The 21,903-nt window shown below is 68.0% G+C and carries 22 protein-coding genes; 13 read left to right on the top strand and 9 right to left on the bottom strand.

Annotated elements, in window-relative coordinates:
• Positions 1-71: 71 nt before the first annotated feature.
• The 6 genes from MYCSM_RS34300 (at position 72) to MYCSM_RS34275 (ending at position 12,467) form a co-directional block, all read left to right on the top strand.
• Positions 72-500: a hypothetical protein gene (locus MYCSM_RS34300; RefSeq protein WP_015298139.1), complete on the top strand. Its 429-nt coding sequence runs from the start codon at positions 72-74 to the stop codon at positions 498-500.
• Positions 487-2,337, top strand: coding sequence for a hypothetical protein (locus MYCSM_RS34295; protein ID WP_015298138.1), 1,851 nt, complete (start codon positions 487-489; stop codon positions 2,335-2,337). The genes MYCSM_RS34300 and MYCSM_RS34295 overlap by 14 nt, the downstream gene beginning before the upstream one ends.
• Complete coding sequence (locus MYCSM_RS34290; protein ID WP_015298137.1) at positions 2,334-3,083, top strand: hypothetical protein; 750 nt, start codon at positions 2,334-2,336, stop codon at positions 3,081-3,083. Before MYCSM_RS34295 ends, MYCSM_RS34290 begins: the two co-directional genes overlap by 4 nt.
• 441 nt (positions 3,084-3,524) lie before the next feature.
• Positions 3,525-6,689, top strand: coding sequence for a helicase-related protein (locus MYCSM_RS34285; protein ID WP_232425904.1), 3,165 nt, complete (start codon positions 3,525-3,527; stop codon positions 6,687-6,689).
• A gap of 89 nt (positions 6,690-6,778) precedes the next feature.
• A complete protein-coding gene (locus tag MYCSM_RS34280; protein WP_232425903.1) occupies positions 6,779-9,421 on the top strand; it encodes a DUF1156 domain-containing protein in 2,643 nt (880 codons plus the stop codon).
• A gap of 40 nt (positions 9,422-9,461) precedes the next feature.
• Positions 9,462-12,467 (top strand): DUF499 domain-containing protein, encoded by a 3,006-nt coding sequence (locus MYCSM_RS34275; protein WP_015298134.1) that lies wholly within the window; start codon positions 9,462-9,464, stop codon positions 12,465-12,467.
• A gap of 23 nt (positions 12,468-12,490) precedes the next feature.
• Here the strand turns inward: MYCSM_RS34275 and MYCSM_RS34270 are convergent, their stop codons facing one another.
• The 9 genes from MYCSM_RS34270 to MYCSM_RS34235 form a co-directional block, all read right to left on the bottom strand.
• Positions 12,491-13,099, bottom strand: coding sequence for a uracil-DNA glycosylase (locus MYCSM_RS34270; protein WP_015298133.1), 609 nt, complete (start codon positions 13,097-13,099; stop codon positions 12,491-12,493).
• On the bottom strand, positions 13,096-14,049 hold the full coding sequence (locus tag MYCSM_RS34265) for a hypothetical protein (protein WP_015298132.1): 954 nt from the start codon (positions 14,047-14,049) through the stop codon (positions 13,096-13,098). The genes MYCSM_RS34270 and MYCSM_RS34265 overlap by 4 nt, the downstream gene beginning before the upstream one ends.
• A 79-nt stretch (positions 14,050-14,128) precedes the next feature.
• On the bottom strand, positions 14,129-14,836 hold the full coding sequence (locus MYCSM_RS34260) for an 8-oxoguanine DNA glycosylase OGG fold protein (RefSeq protein ID WP_041316208.1): 708 nt from the start codon (positions 14,834-14,836) through the stop codon (positions 14,129-14,131).
• Between the two features lie 45 nt (positions 14,837-14,881).
• The gene (locus MYCSM_RS34255; protein WP_015298130.1) at positions 14,882-15,592 is read right to left on the bottom strand and encodes a hypothetical protein; all 711 of its coding nucleotides are present in this window, start codon (positions 15,590-15,592) and stop codon (positions 14,882-14,884) included.
• A 4-nt stretch (positions 15,593-15,596) separates the two neighbouring features.
• Positions 15,597-15,722, bottom strand: a complete 126-nt coding sequence (locus MYCSM_RS38820) for a hypothetical protein (RefSeq protein ID WP_015298129.1) — start codon at positions 15,720-15,722, stop codon at positions 15,597-15,599.
• Positions 15,719-16,435 (bottom strand): HNH endonuclease family protein, encoded by a 717-nt coding sequence (locus MYCSM_RS34250; RefSeq protein ID WP_015298128.1) that lies wholly within the window; start codon positions 16,433-16,435, stop codon positions 15,719-15,721. The genes MYCSM_RS38820 and MYCSM_RS34250 overlap by 4 nt, the downstream gene beginning before the upstream one ends.
• The gene (locus MYCSM_RS34245) at positions 16,432-16,743 is read right to left on the bottom strand and encodes a hypothetical protein (RefSeq protein ID WP_041316205.1); all 312 of its coding nucleotides are present in this window, start codon (positions 16,741-16,743) and stop codon (positions 16,432-16,434) included. Before MYCSM_RS34245 ends, MYCSM_RS34250 begins: the two co-directional genes overlap by 4 nt.
• Before the next feature lie 52 nt (positions 16,744-16,795).
• Positions 16,796-17,377, bottom strand: a complete 582-nt coding sequence (locus MYCSM_RS34240; RefSeq protein WP_015298126.1) for an exonuclease domain-containing protein — start codon at positions 17,375-17,377, stop codon at positions 16,796-16,798.
• Between the two features lie 386 nt (positions 17,378-17,763).
• Positions 17,764-18,210 (bottom strand): helix-turn-helix transcriptional regulator, encoded by a 447-nt coding sequence (locus MYCSM_RS34235; protein WP_041316203.1) that lies wholly within the window; start codon positions 18,208-18,210, stop codon positions 17,764-17,766.
• 135 nt (positions 18,211-18,345) lie between these two features.
• On the opposite strand from MYCSM_RS34235, the gene MYCSM_RS34230 reads away from it, so the two are divergent.
• The 7 genes from MYCSM_RS34230 to MYCSM_RS34200 all read left to right on the top strand — a co-directional run bounded on the left by MYCSM_RS34230 (position 18,346) and on the right by MYCSM_RS34200 (position 21,879).
• A complete protein-coding gene (locus MYCSM_RS34230; RefSeq protein ID WP_015298124.1) occupies positions 18,346-19,080 on the top strand; it encodes a hypothetical protein in 735 nt (244 codons plus the stop codon).
• Between the two features lie 281 nt (positions 19,081-19,361).
• Positions 19,362-19,631: a hypothetical protein gene (locus MYCSM_RS34225; protein WP_232425902.1), complete on the top strand. Its 270-nt coding sequence runs from the start codon at positions 19,362-19,364 to the stop codon at positions 19,629-19,631.
• Complete coding sequence (locus tag MYCSM_RS34220; RefSeq protein WP_015298122.1) at positions 19,628-20,164, top strand: hypothetical protein; 537 nt, start codon at positions 19,628-19,630, stop codon at positions 20,162-20,164. The genes MYCSM_RS34225 and MYCSM_RS34220 overlap by 4 nt, the downstream gene beginning before the upstream one ends.
• Complete coding sequence (locus MYCSM_RS34215; protein WP_015298121.1) at positions 20,161-20,496, top strand: WhiB family transcriptional regulator; 336 nt, start codon at positions 20,161-20,163, stop codon at positions 20,494-20,496. The genes MYCSM_RS34220 and MYCSM_RS34215 overlap by 4 nt, the downstream gene beginning before the upstream one ends.
• Positions 20,493-21,125: a hypothetical protein gene (locus tag MYCSM_RS34210; RefSeq protein ID WP_015298120.1), complete on the top strand. Its 633-nt coding sequence runs from the start codon at positions 20,493-20,495 to the stop codon at positions 21,123-21,125. Before MYCSM_RS34215 ends, MYCSM_RS34210 begins: the two co-directional genes overlap by 4 nt.
• Positions 21,122-21,601: a WhiB family transcriptional regulator gene (locus MYCSM_RS34205; RefSeq protein WP_232425901.1), complete on the top strand. Its 480-nt coding sequence runs from the start codon at positions 21,122-21,124 to the stop codon at positions 21,599-21,601. The genes MYCSM_RS34210 and MYCSM_RS34205 overlap by 4 nt, the downstream gene beginning before the upstream one ends.
• Positions 21,598-21,879, top strand: a complete 282-nt coding sequence (locus MYCSM_RS34200; RefSeq protein WP_015298118.1) for a hypothetical protein — start codon at positions 21,598-21,600, stop codon at positions 21,877-21,879. The genes MYCSM_RS34205 and MYCSM_RS34200 overlap by 4 nt, the downstream gene beginning before the upstream one ends.
• Positions 21,880-21,903 lie beyond the last annotated feature (24 nt).

Here is a 21,903-nt window from a genome sequence, read left to right as displayed (position 1 = left end):
CGTTCTGATCAGGTCCCCTGGTGTCGGTCCGGGCAGGCATCATCGGGTGGAAACACCGGAGATGACGGGGGATGGCGATGGCGGACGACGGGGCCGAGTTGGCGCGCCTGCAGCGGGAGGTGCGGGCCACGATCAAGGCCCGTACGGACCTGGAGAGTGGGTTGGCCAACCCGGAGGCGCTTCGTTCGGCGATCGCGCGCGCCTACCGGGATCGCGATGCGGTGACCAGCCCCCTGCTGGAGGAAGCGCGCGAGAAGGTCGCCGCTGACATCGAGGAGTTCCACAAGCAGTGGCGTCACGTCGACAAGATCGCTCGTAGCGTCGAGCGGCTCAACGATCTGTTGGTGGATGCGCCGGCACATGTGCTCGGGCATCGGGACGCAGTCGTGGCGGCGCTGCCGGGGGTGCGTGAACAGCGGACTCGAGTTTCCCGCGAGATCGCCGCGGCGGGGCTGGCGAGCATCCTTCCCGAGGAGGACACCACCGATGGCGAAAGGTAAGTACAAGCAGCGCAAGCAGAATCGGGACGCCACCCAGTTGGCCGCGGACCTCGCACAGGTACGTGCGCAGCTGGCCGAGGCGCAGGCGAAGCTGGCACGCGTGCAGCAGCGCGCCGAGGTGGACGCTCAACTTCGGGCGGATCTGCGCGTGGCGATCGCCGCGCGTGATGCGGTGTGTGCGCCGCAGCTGCAGCGCATCGCCGCCGACCGTGATGTCATCCGTGCCGGCGCCCGGCAGCTCGAAGAGGCCACCCGTGGGATCGCGCGGCATTGGTCGAAGGTCGCTGATTGGGGGTGGGAGGAGTTCGGGCCGGAGTCGTTCTATGCGCTGCTCTCGGGTAACCGGGCGTATCTGACCTCGGGGGTGGTGTCGACGCGGCTGAGTCACGATCAGACGGAGGCGATTCAGCGGGCCCGCGGGATTCGCAAGGACACGGCCCTGGACTTCACTCCGGAGCAGAAGATGGCGTTGGCGCAGTCGTCGGCCTACGCGACGGGCACCGTGTTGCCCGGTGACGTCACCGACGTCGATGGGCCCGCCTGGGATGCCTACGTCGCGGAGGTCGAGAAGGATTCTGCGGCGGTGATTGCGTTCAAGTCGCCGCCGCCGTGGCTGGATATCGCCGGGCAGGACGAGCACCCGGTCAGCCGGATGCTCGGGGCCAGCCCCGCCGTGGACGCGGTGACGGTGGAGGCGCCGCAGGCGGTGGCCTCGGTGGTCGAGCTGTCCACCGGTTCGGCGGCGTTGCGCGATGCGACGGTCGCCGCGGGCGCGGCCGCCGTCGCTGACGCCTTCATCGGCGGGCTGCAGCACAACGTGACGATGGCGACGCGCTCGCAGATCCGGTCCATGGTGGCGGGCGGTTCGGCCTATCCGGCGCCTGCGGACGCTGCGGCGTTGCAGGCCTGGTACGCGGTGTCGGCGATGGGCGCCTGGGGCCGGATCCGGGACGTCACTCACGGGCGGATCGCCGTAGCCTCCGCGGCCGCGGTGCCGTTCTGGTTGCCGCCGGGACACACGATCGCCTACCTGGATTCCGAACCGCTCTCGGGTGAGGACATCGAGGACATGCGCATGCCGTTCGCCCAGGTGCTCGTCACGTTCGCCGAGCCGGCACGGCTGCCGGCGATCGACACCGGCGTGCTGCGTGATGACCCGCGGATGCGGTGGATCGACCACCTCGTCGGCGCCGGCGCCGGGCTGCCCGATCCGCGCGAGATGATGATCGCCGGCACCAACAACTTCCAGTCACCTCCGCCGGCGCTATGGGATGCGATCGCCGCGCGCGGCGCGCACGTCGAGGCGGTGCTGCTGCTCGCCGATGCGCACGGCCGTCTCGACGACCTGTTCGGGTGGTGTGTGGCGATCCCGTCGGCAACGGCCGGTTCGGCGTTGGGACGGTGGGTCATTCCGGCGTCTCGCAGCGCGACCAGCTATGCGAGTTTGGTGGCCAACGCGGCGGCGGTAGCGGCGTGGGCGGATTGGCATCGACCCGGCCACGCCCGCGGTGAGGATGAGCAGGAGCCGGCGGCCACAGCCGGCGGTGGCAAGACCACAGCGCAGCGAGCCGAGGACACGGTGCACGTGCTGAACGTGACGGCCACGACGCCGGCGGATGATCCGCAGCTCACCGCCAAGGGCGAACCGACGGGGCGCACGACCGCACCGCACCGGCGGCGCGGTCACTGGCGGCGTCAGCACTTCGGGCCCGGCCGAAGCCAGACGCGGCGGGTGCGGATCGCCCCGGTGATGGTCAACGCGGGTCGTCTCGGTGCGGACCGGCCGCAGATCTACCGGCTGCCAACCCCGACATTGAGTGAGACGAGTTCGTCGTGAAGGGTAAGCGGCGCCCGGCCCTGCCGGTGCGGTACTGGCATGGCCTGGGCTTGTGTCTCGATCCGTACAACGTGCGGCGTATCGAGACGGCGCAGATGCGTGGCCATGGGGTGCGCGACGACGCGTCGCCGGAGTCCGCGGGGTATGTATATGCGAGCACGTCGTGGGAGGCGGCGTTGGCGTTCAGTGTGCTCGGTCGCGGCAACGCGGTGTGCGAGGTCAAACCGGATTCCCTACTGGCGGAGCCTGATCCGGATTTCCCGACGCTTGGAGTGCGGTTCCGCGGGCCCGTGAGAGCAGTGTCGGTCAAGGTCGTGGAGCCGGAGGCGTTGCCGAATGCCCGCGAGATTGTCAAGGCGCTGGCCGCGGACTACCGCTGGACGGACAACACGCCGCAGTACTTCGACGACGGGTACCTGCGGGCGCCGCCGCTGTCACGCTCTCGCGGCTACGCCGACGAGGACTTCCGGTGGCTCGGCCAGTGGTGGCCGTGGCACTTTCTTTTCCCGAACGCCAACGGCACGGAGATGGTGCTCGACGAGCACGGGCAGCCGTATCTGATGTTCCCGCCCGGCTATCCGGGCCTCAATGGACGTCCGCGTGTGCCGACGAGTTCACTCGACGGGGCCTGGACGCGGCCCGGCTTCTATCCCAACCACGTGGACTGGCTGCGGCGGCACCAGCAGCGCATGCATGCCGGCGGCACGGCCGCTCTGGCGCAGATCCGGCTGCCCTGGGAATGGTGAGGGTTTAAGTACAGAACCAACGCATCGCCGCGGCCAGGCCGGCGACGTAGTCATCCTGGGCGGGGCGAGGCTGGCGGGTGATCCACGACGGGTGCGGAGCGAACAGCAGCCGGGCTGGGGCCGCCGTGGTGGCGCGTGGTCGGGTGCGTTCCGTCGATGCTGGTGGCCGATTCGAGGCTGTGCTCGCGCACCAGGTCGGCGATGTCACCGCGTCCCTGCATATCGACCTCGTAGAGGTGTTCTGGAGTGCCCGTCGCCGCGGCGGTCGACGTCTCGCTGTGGCCGTGGGTCCCTGGGGTCGGCGGGTCGGCGCGTGCACTCCGTGGCGGAGGTGATCAGCAACTATGGTGCATGAGGGTTCTCCAGCGAGGGAGGCGGCATCCGAGGGGGTTGGCTGTGACGTTCGACCGCGGTCAACGGGTCCGTGTCCAGGCTGCCGGGGTGCCCGAGTTCGCTACCATCCGCTTCGCGATTCCGGGGGATTCCGAGGGTTCTTGGGACCTGATCCTTGTCGACGACGACGACCGCCGTCACGAGATCAATCTGGCGGCTGGGGACACCCAGACCGTGCGCGCCCTGGTCAGTGATGGTCACGGCGATTCGGCGCGGGTTCTTGCGGCGATGTGGACGCAGTGGATGGATGCGGCCGCGACCAATGCGGAGTCCAGTGCCATGGCGTCGATGCCGCTCAAGCCGTACGCCCATCAGACCACCGCGGTGTACGGAGCGATGCTTCCGCAGCCACAGCTGCGGTTTCTGCTCGCCGATGAACCTGGCACCGGCAAGACGATCATGGCCGGCCTGTATCTGCGCGAGATGCAGCGCCTGGGACTGGTCAAGCGGGCCGTGATTGTGTGCCCCGCCAACCTGGCCTCGAAATGGGTCGATGACTTCTCCCGTCTGCTCGGCGGGGGGCTGCGACAGATTACCTCGGCGACGGTGCGCGAGGATGCGCTGAACTCCAACGACCTGTGGGTCGTCTCGCTCGAACTGGCTGCGGTTAACCCCGCCGTTCAGGACGCGCTGCGCCCGGACAAGGCCGGCTGGGATCTGGTGGTGTTCGACGAGGCGCACCGGCTGACTCCGACGGCGGCTGGGTTTCACCAGGTGGGTCGGCTGCTGGCGAAAAACACCCCGCGGGCCCTGCTGATGACCGCCACTCCGCATCGCGGGAAGGAGTGGCTGTTCAGGCACCTGCTGCATTTGGTCGACCCCGCGATCTATCCCGATCCGGGTAGCGATCCGAACGTCGCACTGTCGGCGTTGCGCCCCGGCCCGATCCACTTCCTGCGCCGCATGAAAGAGGACCTGGTCGATTACGACGGCAAGACGCGGCTGTTCAAGGGGCGTTCAGCGCACAACCACAGCGTGGCCCTTTCCCAGGTCGAGTACGCCTTTTACCAGGCCGCACTCGACATGGTGGAGCAATTTTTCCCGCAGACCGCGCAGCCGTTGGCGCGGATGGTGTACGGCAAGCGGGCCGCATCGAGTCTGTACGCGCTGGCCGAGACGTTGCGGCGGCGGTCGGCCCACATGGGGGAAATGAGCGAGGCCGAGGCGGCGCTGATCGCCGAGAGCAGCGGTGACGGCGACGAGAACGAGGTCGACGAGGCGAAGGTCATCCACACCGGGTCGACGTCGACGCGGGCGGAGCGCTCGGCGATCAAGGGACTGGTGGACCGGATCGACGCCACTCTCGCCGATGCTGCGTGGCTGCCGTCGAAGTGGCGGCGCCTGACCGAGGACTGTTTGGCCAAGCATTCGATCCTGCCGGGCAACGGTGAGCAGGCGGTGGTGTTCACCGAGTACGCCGACTCAGCGCAGTGGATCGCCGATCGACTCAACGCCGAGGGTTATACCGCGAAGATGTATTCGGGCCGGCAGAGCAAACCGGATCGCGACGAAGTCCGGAAAGCCTTCATGCGGGGCGACTTTCAGGTCATCGTCACGACCGACGCGGGCAACGAGGGTATCGACCTGCAGGCAGCGCATGTGCTGGTCAATTACGACATCCCGTGGTCACTGGTGCGTCTGGAACAGCGGATGGGCCGCATCCACCGGGTGGGTCAGCATCGTGAGGTTTATCTGTACAACCTTGTCGCCACCGACACCCGCGAGGGTGAGACGTTGCTTCGGCTGCTCGATAACTTCGTCACCGCGGCCAACGAGCTGCACGGGCAGATGTTCGACAGCCTTTCGGCAGTCGCCGAGATCACCGGCGTGGACTACGACCGGTGGCTGACAGACCTCTATGGCAACGATGAGGCCAAGAAGCAGACCGCGATCGACGCGGCTCGCGCGGTGCAGGCCCAGGAGTTGACGCGTGTGGCTCGCCAAGTCCGCGACAACGAGCGCCGGCTGGCCAGCCAGGTCGATGCGGTGGCCGCGTTGACCTTGCTGCAGCGCGACCTGTTCGCGCGCATCAACCCTGCCATCGTCGAGGCCTACCTGGACCGGCTGTCGGCGGCAGGGGTGCTGCAGTCCGCGCCGACGGCCGCGGGGCCGGGGTTCCGGCGCTTGTCGTTGGCTGGGCAGGCGCTGCCGGCGTCGCTGGGGGGTGGCGTGGACGCGCACATCGCCACGAGTGGGGAAGCCGTGCGCGCGGCTGAGGAGAGTATCGACGTCGGCGATACGGTGACTCTTGGACCGGGTGAGGAGGCGTTCACCGACCTGATCGACTTGGCTGATCGCGCCTTGGCTGAGGATCTGTATCAGTCGGGTGCGGCCGCCGATCCCAGCAGCTTGACGCCGTATGACCTGTACGCCTACGAGGCGACGATGACCGAGAGCGACGGCAAGCGGGCCAGTGTGTGGGCGACGTTGGTCAAAGTCGATGACAGCGGCAGCGCTCGCGCGGTGCGGTGGGAGACGTTGGCCAATCTGGTGCCCACTGATGTTCCGGGTACGGCGGCCCATCCCGCGCGGGAGGGGCGCGCCTTGGAGGTGGCGCGGGCGGTCGCCGAGACCACGGTCACCGAGCATCGCAAGGTGCGCACGGATTGGTTCGGTCAGGCCAGGCGCGACCTGAACAACTTGCCGTTGAACCTGGCTGAGGGCATCGAGGACCGCGACACTCGTGTGGCGCTTCGGCGTCAGTTTCAGGTCCAGACCGCGGCGCGGATCGCGGAGTTGGAACGTCTGACCGACGTGCAGTTGACCGAGCCGAAGCTTGTGGGTCGGATCCGGGTGGTGGCGGCCGCCGATGCCGGCACTCAGGCGGAGATCGACGCCGAGATGGTGTCGATGAGTCACGTCCGTGAGCTGCTGGTCGATGACGGCTGGGTGGTCGAGGACGTACACACCGAGGGCCGTGGTTACGACTTGGAAGCCCGTCGCAACAGCCAGATCCGACACGTGGAAGTCAAGGGAGTGCTCGACAGCGCGGCCAGCAACGGCATCCGGATGACCGGCAACGAGGTGCTCATCGCCACCCAGCACCGTCGGAGCTACTGGCTGTACGTCGTGGATCAGTGCGCCGATGGGGTGGGCCGTTTCTTCGGTGCCTACGAGGATCCCGCCACGTTGTTCTCTACCGACATGACCGGGGATGCGATCTTCCGCGTGCCCGGTAGCAGCCTCAAGAACGCGCCGGGAAGCAACCTATGACGTGGATGATCGAACGTTGGTTTCCTTGCGCCGAGGTCAGTGCGAATAGCCAATCCGGTTGGGGCAGTGGGAACGCCGAAGTCGGCATCATGACCTGGTTTGCGAAGCGGCCCACGGCGCAGGCCAAGGCGGCGACCATTTGTTCGCTGTTGCCGTGGCCCGATGATCCTGCCGAGCAACAGGACTTGCAGCGGCTGGTTCGCGAGGCGATGACGGGGCGCTTCGCCGCGGTCGAGGAGATCAACAAGAGGATCTCGGCCAGCCACAGCTCGCCGGTGTCGACGCTGGATCCGTTCAGCGGGCGCGGCATGCTGCCGCTGGAGACGGCACGCTTAGGTCTACCGGCCTATGCGATCGACTACAGCCCGGTGGCGGTGCTCGCGTCGCGGCTGCTCACCGATTTTCCGTTCCGCAGCTGGGAGGACGAGCCCTCGCTGCCGTTCGACCAGACCTTGCTGGGCACTCGGGCGCGCCTCGTCGGTGACGTCGACGCCGTGTTCCGTGAAGTCTCGATGCGACATCAGGAGGCGTTGGCTCGGTTCTATCCCGAAGTCGGCGGTCGGCAGGCATGGGGTTACCTGTGGGCGGTCACAATTCCCTGCCAGGAATGCTCGCGGCCGTTCCCGCTGATCGGTCGCCTCAATCTGCGTCAACCGAGCACTCGCCGAAACCGCAAGACAAAGACCACCTTTCAGGATCCTGGGCAGGCTTACTACATCGACGCCGATGCCGCGTCGGGTACCTGGTCGGTCGTCGTGCATGACGGCGAACCGCAACGTCCCCCGACCCGCCAGGTGCCGCCGGGGCGCAGCAAATACGACAGCAACGGACGGTTGGCGGTGTGCCCGTTCTGTGGTCACGCCCACGATCGGCATATGCAGATGCGGATCCTCGCCGAGGGCGGCGGTAACGATGCGCCACTGCTGGCAGCGGATCTAGACGCCGAGGTGGGCAAGTCCTATCGGGCGCTGGAGCCCGTGGAGTTGGAGGCCATCGCCGCGGCCGCAGCGGTCGTCGGCGACCAGCCTCGGTTCGGTCCGTTCCTGCCGGCGGTGCCCGATGAGCGCATTCCCGACGGCAACACCTGGACTGTGCAGGCCACGGTGTACGGCACGCGCACCTACGGCGAGATGATGAACGCCCGCCAGACGCTGTCGTTCGTGACCTTGGCGCGGGTGATCGGTGACATCGGCAGCGAGCTGGTCACCAACGGCAACAGCGACGAATACGTGCGGGCGCTGACGGGGTACTGCGCCGCCGCGATGGCGCGCAAGGTCCGTCGCGCCACGCGCGGCTGCACTCTGGACCCGAAGCTGAACAAGGTCAACGACGTGTTCGCCACCGAGTCGAGCCTGAATTTCTCGTTCGACTACTTCGAGGTCGGCTTGGCCGACGGGCCCGGCAGTTGGGATTCGGTGGCCGGCGGAACGTTGAGCGCGTTGGAGGCGACAATGCCGCCCTCGACTGGTCACCCCTGCGATGTGCGACGTGGGTCGGCTGTGAGCCTGCCGTTCCGTGATCGCAGCATCTCCGCGGTCGTCACCGACCCGCCCTATGACGCGATGATCGACTACAGCGACGCCAGCGACCTGTTCTACGTGTGGATCAAGCGAGCGCTAGCCGTGTCGTGGCCCGAAATCGCCTTCACTGCACACGAACTGGGTGTGCAGGAGAAGCAGGAAGAGATCATCGTCAAGAAGGGTGGCACCAGCAACAACGATCACCGCAACCGCCAGCATTACGACACGCTGATCACGAAGGCGTTCGCCGAGGCGCAGCGCGTGGTGGCCGAGGACGGCATCGTCACGATCGTGTTCGGTCACGGCGAACCCGAGGTGTGGCAGCGGTTGCTGACCGCTATCCGAGATGCCGGATTGGTGCTGACCGGCGCGTGGCCAGCCAAGACCGAACCCGGCGGCAAAGTGGGCTTCACCAACATCGTGACCACGTTGACGATGACGTGCCGACCTGCCCCGGCGGGGCGCTCGGCAGGCCGCAAGGGTGCCGTCGAGGCCGAGTTGAAGGCCGAGATCCGCCGGCGGTATCCCGACTGGGAACGGTGGGGTCTGGCGCCGGCGGACATGCTGATGGCCGCAGCTGGGCCTGCGATGGAGGTCGTCGGCCGCTACAGCGAGGTTCTCGACGCCCGCGGCAATCCGGTCGACATGCACACGTTCCTGCCGTTGGCCCGCGCCGCGGTCCAGGAGGCGATGGCCGTTGAGATCAATCATCAGCCGCTCGACAGTTTTGACGCCCGCACACGCTTCGCCCTGTGGTGGGTACGGCTTTACGGCCGCCAGGTGCAGGCCAAGTCGGAGCTGCGTTGGCAGACATTGGCGTCGGCGTTGGAGATCGCTCAGATCCGGGACCTGATTCGAGACTCGGGCAATGGTGTCCAGTTCGTCGACGCGGCCCACTTCACGACCAGGATCGACGCCGACTCGGCGGCGATCGACGTCGCCCTGGCACTGGCGCGGGTTTCGGAGGAGGGCCTCGACGCGATGGGCCAGGTGCTGTCCGCGGCGGGCCGCGACGCCGACGACGTGCATCTGTGGGCGGCCATCCAGTTCTTGGCCGACCGGCTACCGGACAACGACCCCGACGCGGTTGCGCTCACACGCATGCTGCGTACCCGCACGGCCATCGGGACCGCGGCCGGCGCCGCGACGGCCAGCAGCACCGCCGCGGCGCAGCGCCGCCAGGACGCCGACGACCAGCTCAAGCTCTTGTGATGACCACCATCTTCGTCAACGCTCACCCAGGAGGACCACCATGACGACCCCGGTAACGCCGTGGTGGAAGGCGCTGAAGATCCGGCAGGAGATCCTGTCGGCATCCGGGCAGATCGACGACGTGCAGATGTCGTTGTTCGCCGCGGTGCATGGCGCCGGTGCGGCGCGTCCGCTGTACGCCGACGCCGCCTACTACGGCGACATCACCCACCCCACCGAGCGGCTGGTGGATCTGCTCACCGAAATCGCCATCCGCATCGGCGGCGGCGACGACTACCTGAAGGCCCGAGCAGTCACCCGTCTCGACCAGGGCATGGGCGGCGGTAAGTCCCACGCATGCATCGGTGCGTTCCACCTGGCCGCCAATCCCGAAGCGCTGTTCAGCACCGAGCTGGGCAAGCAGGTCGCCGCGCGTGCGAAAGCCAAGATCGGTCAGCCGCTAGCGACGGATCTGCGTGGTCCGCACGTCGTGGTATTGCCGTGCGACAACATGACGCCGGGCGCCTCGGTGCAGGAGTACGACGGCCCGGCGGTCAACCTCTACGAGCGTTTCCTGTGGCGGCTGTTCTCCAAGGATTACGCACTGTTCGAGCGCTACCAACCATTTTGGAGTGACAAACACAAGATCGCCGAGGCGATCCGAGCGGTGAACCGGCCCGTCCTGATCATCGTCGACGAAGTGCTCGACTACATCGGCAACGGCCTCGACGGTGCCAACAAGCCAGATCTTGCAGCACAGGACATGGCGTTTCTGCGGGCCTTACTTGATGTGGTCAACGACGTCCCCAACGTCTCGATGCTCATGGTCATGATCGCCTCCGACGCCGACCAGACCGCGCTGTCGAAAGCCGCCCAGGAACGGCGCGACGATCTCAATCGTCTCCTGGAGCGCAACGGTTTTCCCGCTGTGGTCACCGAAGTCGCCGACTTTGCCGATATTCTGCGCCGGCGCCTGTTCGACGCCGAACCCGCCGCCGAGGTACTCAGCGCCACCGCCGCGCAGTACTCGGCCGTGTTCGCCGACAAGGGGTGGAACAAGAACGTCTGGGACGCCATCGGCGCGACGTGGCGCGACCGCTGGGCCGACGAGGTCGCCGCCTGCTACCCATTCCACCCGATGCTGATGGCGCTGGCCAAGGACGAGTGGAGCAAGGTCACCGGATTTCAGCGAGTCCGTTCCACCATCCGGATCTTTGCCGCGACGGTCTACGCGCAACAGGAGCGGGGAAAGGCCGGCGAGTGGGTGCCGACCCTCATCGGGCCCGGAGATTTCCCCCTGTCGGATTCGGCTGTGCGTGAGGCGATCCTGGGTAGTGGTCTCGTCGAAGATGAGCGCACGATCGCCAACTACCGCAGCCTGGCTGAGATCGAGGTGGTCAACAACGACGGCAGCAGCGGCACCGCGCGCCGGCAGGACCTCACGCGCGAGGTCCTTCTGTGGAGCGAGGCCAATCCGCGGGCCGCGGAGCGGGCGGCGACCTTCATCTTCATGGCCAGCATCGTCGGGACGCTGCGTCCGGGACGTGGTCGCGGGGCGAGCGCTCCAGAAGTAAAGGCCGCCACCGGCATTCCCGATGCGGCGTACACGATTACCGACGCCGATGCCGTGGTCGCCGAACTCGTCGACGTCGACCACGGCCTCAGCGCGCTGGACATCATTCCGGGGCAGGGCAATAACAAGCCGGCGCGCTACTTCCTGTCCACACGGCTGACGCATCGGATGTTGGTCAACAACATCCGGCGCACGATCACTGAAGCCGAGCGTGACGCCGTGCTCGTCGAGTTCGCTCAGCGCCTCGCCACCACCGGCCCGTTCCGCGAACTGCGGTTCGTCGCGGCCGACGCCACCCGCACACCGACGCAGGTGCTGTCCACGGCGGGGCTGGACACGGCATTCACCACCCGGCTCGTCGTGCTCGATCCTGCCCAGTTCAGTCTCCGCAACGGAGCCGAAGCGGCAACCTTGGAAGCGTTACAGGCTGCGATGGGTCTGGGCCAGGGGCCTGATCAGCTGCCGGTGCAGTGGGCCAGCAGCGCGGTGTTCGCCGTCGTGAACACACAGCGGCGCAGCCTTGCGCGGAGCGTCGCAGCCGAATACCTGGCTCGAAGCAAAGCGTTGGCCGCACCCGAGGTGCAAGCCGATGACGAATTGAAAGCAACGGGCACAAAGGAACTCGCCGCCGCAAAGGAACAACTCGAGAAGGCGTTGAAGCGGGCTTATCAGCACGTCGCGTACGTCGCGCAGCCCGACCCCGACGGGGAGCGCTACCTCGATCAGCTCACGTTCGACGACGATACGCTCACCGCGCTGAACGGCACCATCGTGTGGAAGGGTCTCGCGGACCGGGACAAGGTCTTTGACGCCGGCCAGTTCGGTGCGCAGGCGTTGTTGCACAACCTGCGTGAGCAGGACTACGGCAAGACGCTGGCCGACATCCGCGCCGCGTTCTACAGTGCGCCGCGGCTGCCGCTGCTCTACGAAAGTGACCGCGACCTCCAGCAGGCCATCTACGACGCTGTGGGGCAGGGGTCGTTGCGCATCGTCGACGCGTCCGGCACCGCCGTCGAGGTGACTACACCTGGGCAGGTGAACCTCACCAGCACCGCATTGCGGATCGCCACCCCCTCGCCGCCGGCCAGCGACGAGTCTGATGGCACCGATAGCGGCGGACAAGGCACTGGAGCCGGGGCCACAGGCGGCTCACAGGCCGCTGCTGCCAGCGGTGGGTTTGGTGGCGGGTCGACGGCGCCTTCGGCAGGGGCGGGCTCCGCTGCGGCCGCCGCAGGCAGCGGCGCCCAGTCTGGGTCCGCGGCGCCGGCGGTCGAGCGTCAGGTCGCGTTTTCCTTCACCAGCAACCTGCTGGCCGGCGCGGATGCCGCCGACGGATTCGCGGCCCTGTTTCGCGCGTTCTACATGGCGCTCGACGAGCGACAGATCAGTTACCTCCAGGGCACGCTGCAGCTGGTTGTCGATGCGTCGGTGATCGATCAGCTGCAGCCGCTACTGACCGACCTCGGCATCTCGGCGACGGTCAAAGAGATCTGACAGCGGCCCGGTCGGCGCGGAGGTCAGGAGGGCGCCGCCCTGGTGCCCGTGACCGCCCACCGCAGCGCCTTGGCGAGGCTCGTGACGTAGTCATCCTGGACGGGGCGCGGCTGGCGGGCGATCCACGACGGGTGCGGGGCAAATAGCAGCTGGATCGGATCGGTTGCGGGGGCCCGTGGCCGGGTGAACGGCCACGGCAGCACGGGCGCGGTAGGGTGCAGCTGTTCGAGCGCGGCGCGGGCGTCGCGTCCCAGGGTGATGATCAATCGTGGTGTCAGGATGTCGATTTCGCGTGCCAGGTAGGGGCGGCAGTTGTCGATCTCATGGGGCAGCGACGGCCGGTTCTTGGGTGGGTGGCAGTGCACCACGTTGGTGGTGAACACGGCGTCCTTGGTCAGGTTGGCGGCGGCCAGGGCGCGGTCGAGGAATCGGCCGCTGCCGCCGGTGAATGGGATCTGGGTGGCCATGCACGGCCCGCAGAGGCTTTGGCCGACGATCATCACCGGTGAGTCGAGTGATCCGTAGCCGGGGGCGGCCTGGGTGATTTCGGGGATGTTCATTCCAGGGCAGGCGGTGCAGCCGGTGATCTGGCGGGCGAGGATTCGCATGCGGCGCGCTCGGGTGTCGGTCATCGTCGCCACACGTTGACACGTTCGGTGGAGAGTGGTTTGTCTTGTGGGCCTTTGACGTACGGGGCGATCCAGGTGGGTCGGCGCTGGCTGTGTTCGGGTCCGCAGGGTTGTTGGCGCCAGTGGCCGCCGACCCACCAGCGGCGGTTGTACTGCCGCTCTGCGGTCGAGGGTTCGGACTTGTCGTGCGGTGCGCGGACGGGGCGGTGCACGTCGACGAGGGTGACTGCCGGCGCCGTGGTGGTGGGGTCGGGGCGGCCGGGCCCGGCGGGGCGCGGGCTGGCGCTATCGGCGATCGTGCGGGTCTGGGTGACGGAGGGTTGACCCATGAGCAGCCAGGCCGCGCCGACGACGGACACGAAGGGGTGCGCGTCTTCGGTGCCGTTGACCTCTTCGCGGCGTGGCTCGTTGGGTCTCACGACGATGGTGTGCGCGGACCACAGCGGGGTGCTCACTTCATAGGGCGCGATCAACTCGGGGTGTTTGGTGAATCGGCTGGCCGGGGTGAGTTGCAGCAGGCCGTCGGGACGGAGCCACCACCACACCGCATCCCACGGAACATCTGTGGTGGCAGTGGGTTTGGGGCCGTACGGCACGACGCCGGCGGGTTTGGCCCAGCACAAGAGTCCGTTGTGGGAGGGCCAGCACATCGACGGTGACCATTCCGGCAGCGAGGTTGCGGCGTCGAGGGCGACATCGACCATGTCGCGTGACACCCAGTACAGATCGGCCTGGCGCAGGGCGTCGGTCTCGGCGGTCATGATCTGCATTTCGGCGGCCAGCTTGGACTGCATGCGCGCGAGCTTGCGCACCCCGGCGGTGTCGGTGGTGTGCTCTGGCGGGGTCAGGCCCTGTTCGGTGAACCGTTCGACGAGCTGGTCAAGGGCGCGGGTCCACTGCCGGCGCACCTCGGGGACGCTGGTCGCGGCCCAGGTGATCTGCCGGCGGCTCATCGGTTGCCCATGTCGAGTCGGGCCCCTCCGCGGCGGCGGAGGCCCCGCAGGGCGGCGGCATCGCGGTCTTCGACGGTGCTCACGTCTGGTTTCCTGCGCCGCGGCGGACGCGTTTGCCTTCCTCGAACAGCCAGCGTTCGATCGTGTCGCCGCGGCCGAGGTCGTGTTCGTCGACCCACATGCCGAGCAGGGTGGCGTAGCGGCCGTAGGCCGACGCCAGCCAGCCCTTAAGGGGCAGCGAGGTCCAGCCGCAGGTCTTCTGCAGGGCCAGGGCGACGTTCTCGTCGAGGATGGCGCACGGGTGTGCCGGATGGCCGCCGCCGGCGAAGTACAGGTACTTGGTGAAGAACGCCGGGCCGAGGTCGGAGATCGCGGTGCGGTTGTTCGGATACAGCAGGTCGTAGGCGGCCTGCGGGTCGGTGCGGCTGAGCACGGCTGCCCGCTGCAGCAGCGCGGCCGCGGCGGCGGGATCGGCGGCTACCGCGGCGATGCGGGCCTTGTTGTTGCGGCGTTTGTCACCTGACCCCCACGCCAGCGCGTTCCACAGCAGGGTGAGTGCGGCTGCGGGGTCCTCGCCGGCAGCGTCGGCCAGGGCGAAGATGTCGGCGCGGCGGATGGTGTCACCGGTGAGGGTGTCGTCGAGGCCGGCGGCGGTCAGGGCGTCCGTCCACCAGCGGCGGCCGACCGGGATCGCGTGGTCGTCGATCCACTCGGCGACGTCAACGTCGGACAGCTCGGAGACCGCGCGCTCGGGCAGGTGGATGTCGGTCAGGGGCGTTGCGCTCATCACCAGCGATTCTCCCAAACGCCGGCACCGCGCGACGCAGATATTTCAGTCGGTGGCGGCGGCCCAGCGTTGCAGGCGTTCGGTGGTGAGGCGGCGCTTGTCGTACTGCAGCTTCGTGCCGTTGATGAGGTCGATGGCGATCTGGCGAAGCGCCTCGGGGCCTTCACCACCCCACTCGTTGCGTAGGGCTTCGACCATGAGTGCATCGGGGTCCAGGCGCACGCCGGCGTCGCGCAGGTAGGTCAGGGCGTGCACCGCCTCGGAGCGCTCCCGCTTGTCGAGCAGCCCCTGGTTACGTACGGCGATGCCGGTCAGATCACGGACCGCGGCCCGCAGTGGGGCGGCGGCCGGTGCGACGGCGGCGATGGGGGTGCCGGCGAGGTGTTCGACGTCGAAGGCGGTGATCCAGGCGGAGTGGTGTTGCCCGTACCGGGAGTAGGGCTGGGGGCCGTAGGCGTCGATGACGATCAGCCCGTCGACGGTGGCCGGCAGGGTGCCTCGGGTGCGGCTGCGGCGTTCGACGTCGAGGACCTGGCCGAGGGTGAGGAAGGTGGCGATGACGGTGCCGCGGGGATACCCGTGGAATCTGGACCTGCTCGATGCTGCGGTGACGGGGACGCCGAGGTCGTCGAGGCCGTTCTCGTCGATGCTGGCGGTGTCGGGGGCGTGGATGGTGGCGGTGTCACCGGCCCAGTGCAGGGCGCGTTCGAGGGCACGATCGAGGGGCTCGTCAGCGGCGATGTAGGCGCGGCGCATTCGGTCAAGAGTAGTGCTGTGCCCCGATGAGCCAGATGAGGTCGACGGCACCCAGGATCAGCGTCCAGCAGCCGGCGGCGAGTACGAGCGTGGTGATGATGTGGCCGGCGCGTCGGCGGGGGCCGGTCATGCTGCTGCAGGCGCCGAGGCTGCGGAGCAGGTTGCGGTTGCGGTCTTCTGCTCTGCGGTGGTGATGGGCAGCTGGTATTTCACGGCGACGGCCAGGTAGCGCTGAATGTAGGTGCACGGCTGGAAGCTGGGCAGCCATTCGTCGAGCCCGGAGTCCGATTTCGCGCGGTTGGCCGGGCCGGAGACCGCGACGAGTTCGTCGAGGTCGTTGGCGAAGATCTGGCGGCGCTGTTGATCCCACTGGGCAGCGCCGGCAGCGTACGCACGGGCTAGGGGATAGCGGTGGTCAATCTGAATTCCATTGCTGCTGAACGGTATTCGTTGCCCAGTGTACGGGTCGGGGTCAAGGACGCCGCTGGTGACCTTGCAGTCAGGTGTTCCCGGTTTGTACGTGACATTCTGTAATGCGTTGCGCAGTACTCGATTACGCGTGTCGCAACCGGTTCGGTCAAGCGGATCATTCCACGCCGGGCCGAACGTGCATGCCTGATCCTTGCCGCACCCGCGCTGGTATCCGGTGACGTGGGGCAGCTCGTCGATGACGCGGACTTGTCCGAGCAGGGTGGCGATATCGGCCGCGGCGACGGCCGCCGGCTGGGCAGTGCCGAAGGCGGACGGGCCGGCGTCATGGGCGAGTCCGGGGTGCAGCCAGGCCACGGCGCCGATCGCGGCCGCCAGCACCGGTGTCCATCGGGCGAGGCGTCGCCTGCTCATCGCATCACCCGCAGCTTCAGCGAGGGGCGCCGGCGCACGATCTGGTGCACGGTGCGGATCTGCAGCGTGGCGAAGTGCGCGGTGACGACGGTCCACGATCCGAGGCCGGCAACCGGCACCAGAGCATCGAACGCCGTGGGGGTGTCACAGCCGGTGGCGGTCAGGCAGCTTGGGATGAGCGTGAGCGTGAAGGCCAGGCCCGTGATCGGAAGGGCCACACCAACCGAAATCAGCGCTGCCACTGCGATGTTGACCGCGTACAGCCGCACCAGTTGCGACCGCGAGACCAGGAAGCGGGTGTCCTGCATGCCGGTGACGGTAACGCCACACAGAGACACCGCGGCCGAACGCTGTTGGCGGCTACGCGGCCGCCGGGTAGTGCACCGGCGGCAGTGTCGCGGGCTGGCGGATCGGGACGGTGACGCCGCGGTCGGCGGCGACGGCCAGGGCGCGCGGCAGGATGGCGGCCAGCACGCGGGCGTCGTCGAGCGCGTCGTGAGGCCGGGCCTGCTGGATGCCCCAATGTGCGGCGAGCGCAGCCAGGCTCAGGCTGGGCAGGCCGAGGTCGAGCCGGTCGGCCAGTTCGTGGGTGCACAGCACGTCGGCGACGGGCAGGTCGGCGCCGCAGCGGCGGGCTTCGGCGGCGAGAAAGGCGTAGTCGAAGGCCGCGTTGTGGGCGACCAGGATGCGGCCGTGCAGCAGTGGCGCCAGCTGATCGGCGATGTCGGCGTAGCGGGGTTGGCCGGCCAGCATCGCCGCGGTGAGTCCGTGCACGTGGGTGGGACCGGGGTCGACGCCGGGGTTGAGCAAGGTGTGCAGGGCGTGCTCCGGGGTGGCGGCCGGGGTGAGGGTGAGCGCGGCGACGCTGAGCACGCGGGCGGTGGTCGGGTCGAAGCCGGACGTCTCGACGTCGACGACGACGAAGCCGCGATGGGTGCTCACCCCTTCAGCATGGCCAGGCGCACCGACAAGTGCCGAGGTAGGGGCTAGATTCGCAATACAATCGTATTGCCGGGAGCGATTGTTACCGAATCGTTATCGTCAGCTTGTCGTATTTTGCTTTGCCCAGTTTCGTGACTTTCACTTGCCGGCCTGTTGGAATTTTGGTGTGCACACCACCCCAACCGGGGCGGTAGCGTCACAACTTCGAGGAGGGCCGCATGGGGGTGCAGAGACTCGCCACCAGGACTTATCGTCCTGTGTTGGCATCTTCGCCGTCGCCGCTGCGACCTCCGAGTGCGCTCATGGTGCAAGACAGCGGGCGGTACGGAATCCGTTGCGCACAGCCGTTGTCAGGCGCCGCATGTTTGCCGCATCCGGCCGTTGCGTCAGACCGGCGTCCCAGCCGGGCGCTGCCGAGCCCGCTGATAGGCGGCCCGGTACACGTCGACGTCCAGGCCGAGCAGGTCGGCGAGTTTGGCAGCGTTTTGGTCGGTCAGGCCGATGTCGGCGCGCTCAATGCCTCGCAGCGTGGTGGTAGCGATCTTGGCGGCCGCGGCCAGTTCGGGTTGCGTCAGTCCCTTCAGGACGCGCCAGTCGCCGGGGTAGCGCTCACCGGGCGGGATGGGAACGACCTGCTCGATGGGCGTGTCCAGGATGCGCATGACGCGAGCCAGCAGGTCGATCTGCGGTGTCCCTCGGCCGGCCTCCCAGGCGTGGAGCGTGGACTGTCCAACGGCGGCGAGGCGGGCCAGATCGGGGACGCTCATACCGCGCTCGCGACGAGCTGCGGCAAAGGCGCTCGCGTCGAATCCGCGCAGGACACGGCGGGTCATGCGAGGCCTGCGGCGCGGTTCATAGTCAGAAAGGTTCACCGAGTCCTCCGTGGATCTGTCAATGCCGTTGTCTTAACCCGTTGTCTTAGTCTAGAGTACGGTGATAGCAAGACCGGCACGATGAGGAGGGTTTCCGTGAAATTGCCCCGCACGCTCACCTCTCGACCTGCTCCGCGCATGCCTGAGCTGGCCGGCTTCGAGCCCTGCTACGACGCCATCGCCCCACTTCGCTCGCACCATCCCGCCGAGGTGACCCGGCCGCTGTACTGGTGGGCCTGCGCCCTGCGCGACACCGGTGACGTGCTGGCCGATGCGCACTTCAACGCCGGGACGATGACCGCCAACGTCAAGGTGCGGTTGGCGTCCTACCGGATCGTCGAGGTAGTCCGCCGGCACGACGACAAGCCCCACCTGCCGGGCACCGTGATCGAGCTGATCGCCGAGGCGGTGTGGCGGCTGGGCTCACTGGGCTGGACCACCGAACTCGAGGACATGACCGACCTGCTGCGGGCCCGCGGCCTGATGGTGTGGCTGCCGAAGGTCACCTCCAGCACCCGCTACCTGCCCGGCTGGGTCCAGCAGCCCGACCGCGCCGTGCGCATCGCCTACTGGTGGGCCGCCACGCTCAAGCAGCACGGCTGGAAGCTCTACGCCTGCGGTGACGCCGCCGCACAGCACGGGTTCATCGCCGAGATCCCCGGCACCGAGAACGGCGATCCGGTCTTGGCGGTCTATCCCGGCGACATGGCCGACGACGGCACCGAGGCCTCCGCGCTGGCCAACCATCTCGCGCGCCTGGGCTCGACCCAGCGCCGCTACGTTCAGCGGGTCATCGACGACACCGCGACCGGACAAGGTCGGGTGAGCTGAAATGCCTGGCGCACAGCGTGTTTTGAAGGCGGTGATACCGCTGCTGCTCTAGCCGCGTCCGCCGCCGGCGGCGCACCCCAGACATTTGCATAGCGGTGACCTTTCCCCAGACAGCAGGAAAGCCCCCGAAGGGGCTTCCAGGGGTGGACGTGAAGCTGGCACTTCCCGTCCGGGTCTCCCTCAATCAAGGAGAAGAGATGACTTTGCTCGGTCAATCTCAGGGTAGAGGCTACGCCTCAACGGATGCAAGAGTTCCAGCCCTTAATGTCCGATCGTCACATTTGACCTGCACCAACCCGGTGCGCGCGGCCGGTATCACCGCCAGCGCCGACCACTTCGCCAGCGATAGCTGGAAGACGGCGTCGATCTTCGACGACTGCCCGATGTGCGGCCAGCAGCCCGTGGAGCCGGTGCGCGTGGAAGGGCAGCTCGCCTGCCGCAGCTGCACCAGCGCCTGCACCATCTGCGGATCGGCGTGCGTACCCGGCGATGACGCGTGCATCGAGTGCGTGCGGCTGTTCAGCGTCGAGCGGGCGGCGGTGCCGGCATGAGGACGCCACACCTGCTGGCCAGCGCCTGCACCACCAGCGATCCCGAAGCCCGCTACCACCAGGCCGAATTGGCGTTGTGGCAAGAGCTGACCCGCAGCTACGCCGAGTACCCGCAGATCTGGCAATCGCTGGAAGAGGGCGCGATGGTCCTGGGCGAGGAACTCGACGAACTGTGGGACGAGATTCGCGCCAACCACATCGGCCGGGCCCGCGCCGAGGCCGCCCAGGTCGGAGCGATGGCGCTGCGGTTCGACGCCGACCTCTACCAGCAGTCCGGTTCGGCACGCCAGCGCGGCCGGGTGGCCGCCGATGAAGCCCGCGCCGTGCTGAAGGCGACTGGCCCGCAGGGCAGGTTGTTCGCGTCCAGCCATGAGGCGTTCGGGTTCCTCAAGCGCGAGTACGACGCTTTGTGGTCGGCGGTGCGTTTCGATGAGCCGGCACAGCCGATGGCGGGGCGGGTAGCCGCCTTGTCGGTGCGCTTCATCGCCGAAATCACCGGTGCGACAACGCCACTGGCGGTGTCGGTCCGATGAGCACCGCGGCCGAGGTCCAGCAGTGGCAGAAGCGGGCGGTGTGCTATCTGGAGACTTCAGATGCCCCCGAGATGTGGACGTCAGACCGCCGGCCGCGTGACCTGCTGCGCAAGGAACTGCAGCGGATGTGCCAGCGGTGCCCGGTACGGGTGCAATGCGCCACTGAGGCGGTGCTCACCGACGCCGAGACCGGCACCTACGCCGGGGTGTACCTGCCGCAGAACATCACCGCCAACGTCGCCCGGCGCACCGTGGCGCTCAACGAGCTGCGCGCGGTGGCAGGGCTGCCGAGCATCGGCGAGGAGATGTCCGCGCTGGGGGTGTCGGCGTGACCGCGGCGCACAGCCCGGTGCAGCGCCGGCAGCCTAGGCCCACCAGCTACGGGGCGGTCACCGCCGCGGCGCGGCTGCACCTGTGCGCGGTGGCCGAAGAGCCCGACGTGCGGGCACGGCATGTGGGCGCGCTGCTGGCGTTCACTCCGACCGTGCGCCGTATCGGCACCCGGATGCGGATCCAGTTCGAGCACGGGCCGACCGCACTGTGGTTGACCGAAGCGCTGGCCAGCACTGATGTCGAGCTGCTCGACGTCGGTGGTAACGGCGGCACCGTGCAGGTGACCAACCCGCAGATCGTGTTGGGCCGGTACGGGTTCCGCGACGGCCGGTGGGTGTTCGGACAGGGCATGGCGGCCGCGCTGGGCATCAGCCGCGGCGCCGTGCACGCGGCCGGGCTGATCAATGGCCACGGCCTGAAGGTGGCGTGCCCGAGCGCGCCGATGATGCTGACCCTGACCGCGGTGATGTCGCGGCTGGGTATCGCGGCCAAACCCACCGATGGGGATCCGCGTACGGCGATCGCGCCGGCGGATGTGGCCACCGCTTTGGAGCAGCTTGGCATCGCCGACGTCGCGGATCTCTACCGCCGTCTGCGGGAAGCACATGTTATGGGGGATGAAGCGTGAATACTGCTGTGACACAACAACAAGCCATTGCGATCCGCCATCGGATCACCGCTCATCGGATGCATGGGCGTGGGTCGTCGTTGGATGCGATCGCCGACCACCTGCGGGTGAGCAAGCGTTCGGTCAGCCGGTATCTGGAGAAGCCGTGCCCGGAGCCGCTGCCGACGCCCCAGCGGGAGGTCCACCTCGAAGACTTCTATCTCAAGGGCGCCTGCGGCGAATTCCCGGAGTACGACTGGGTTTCGCGCAGCCCCGGCGTGCAGGCTGAGTGCAAGGCGATCTGCCAGTACTGCCCGGTCTTACAGGAGTGCCGCACCTACGGATTGACCAAGGGCCGTGAGCATTCCGGCATCTGGGGTGGCCTGACGAAGAATGAGCGTGAGCGTGAGGTGGCGCGGCAGCGCGCCGCGCAGGATCAGCGCGGCGGCGTCCGGCGGCCGGCGGTGGTGAGCGTCAAGCAGCAGGGCGCAGCGTGAGCACCGAGGCCGAGCCGCAGTTCTCCGGAACGCCGCGGCGCGCTCCGGCCGCCGCGGGTACCGGCATCCCGAAGGACCGGCACGAGGCCTACCGGCGCGGATTGTGCGTGGACTGCTTCACCGCCTGGCAGTCGGCGGGGCGCACCCGCTGCGACAGCTGCCACGACGTCTACACCAGCGGCGGGGCAAAGCCGGCGTTGGCCGCGGTGCCCGGCGGGCGGTCCGGTTCGGGTCCGTGGCGGCCTCGGCCGCAGCTCTCATTGGTGAAAATTGCATGAATACCAACGTTTTACGAGCATCGG

This window comes from Mycobacterium sp. JS623, from assembly GCF_000328565.1.
Classification (GTDB): Bacteria; Actinomycetota; Actinomycetes; order Mycobacteriales; family Mycobacteriaceae; genus Mycobacterium.
This window is presented reverse-complemented; position numbering and strand designations above follow the sequence as displayed.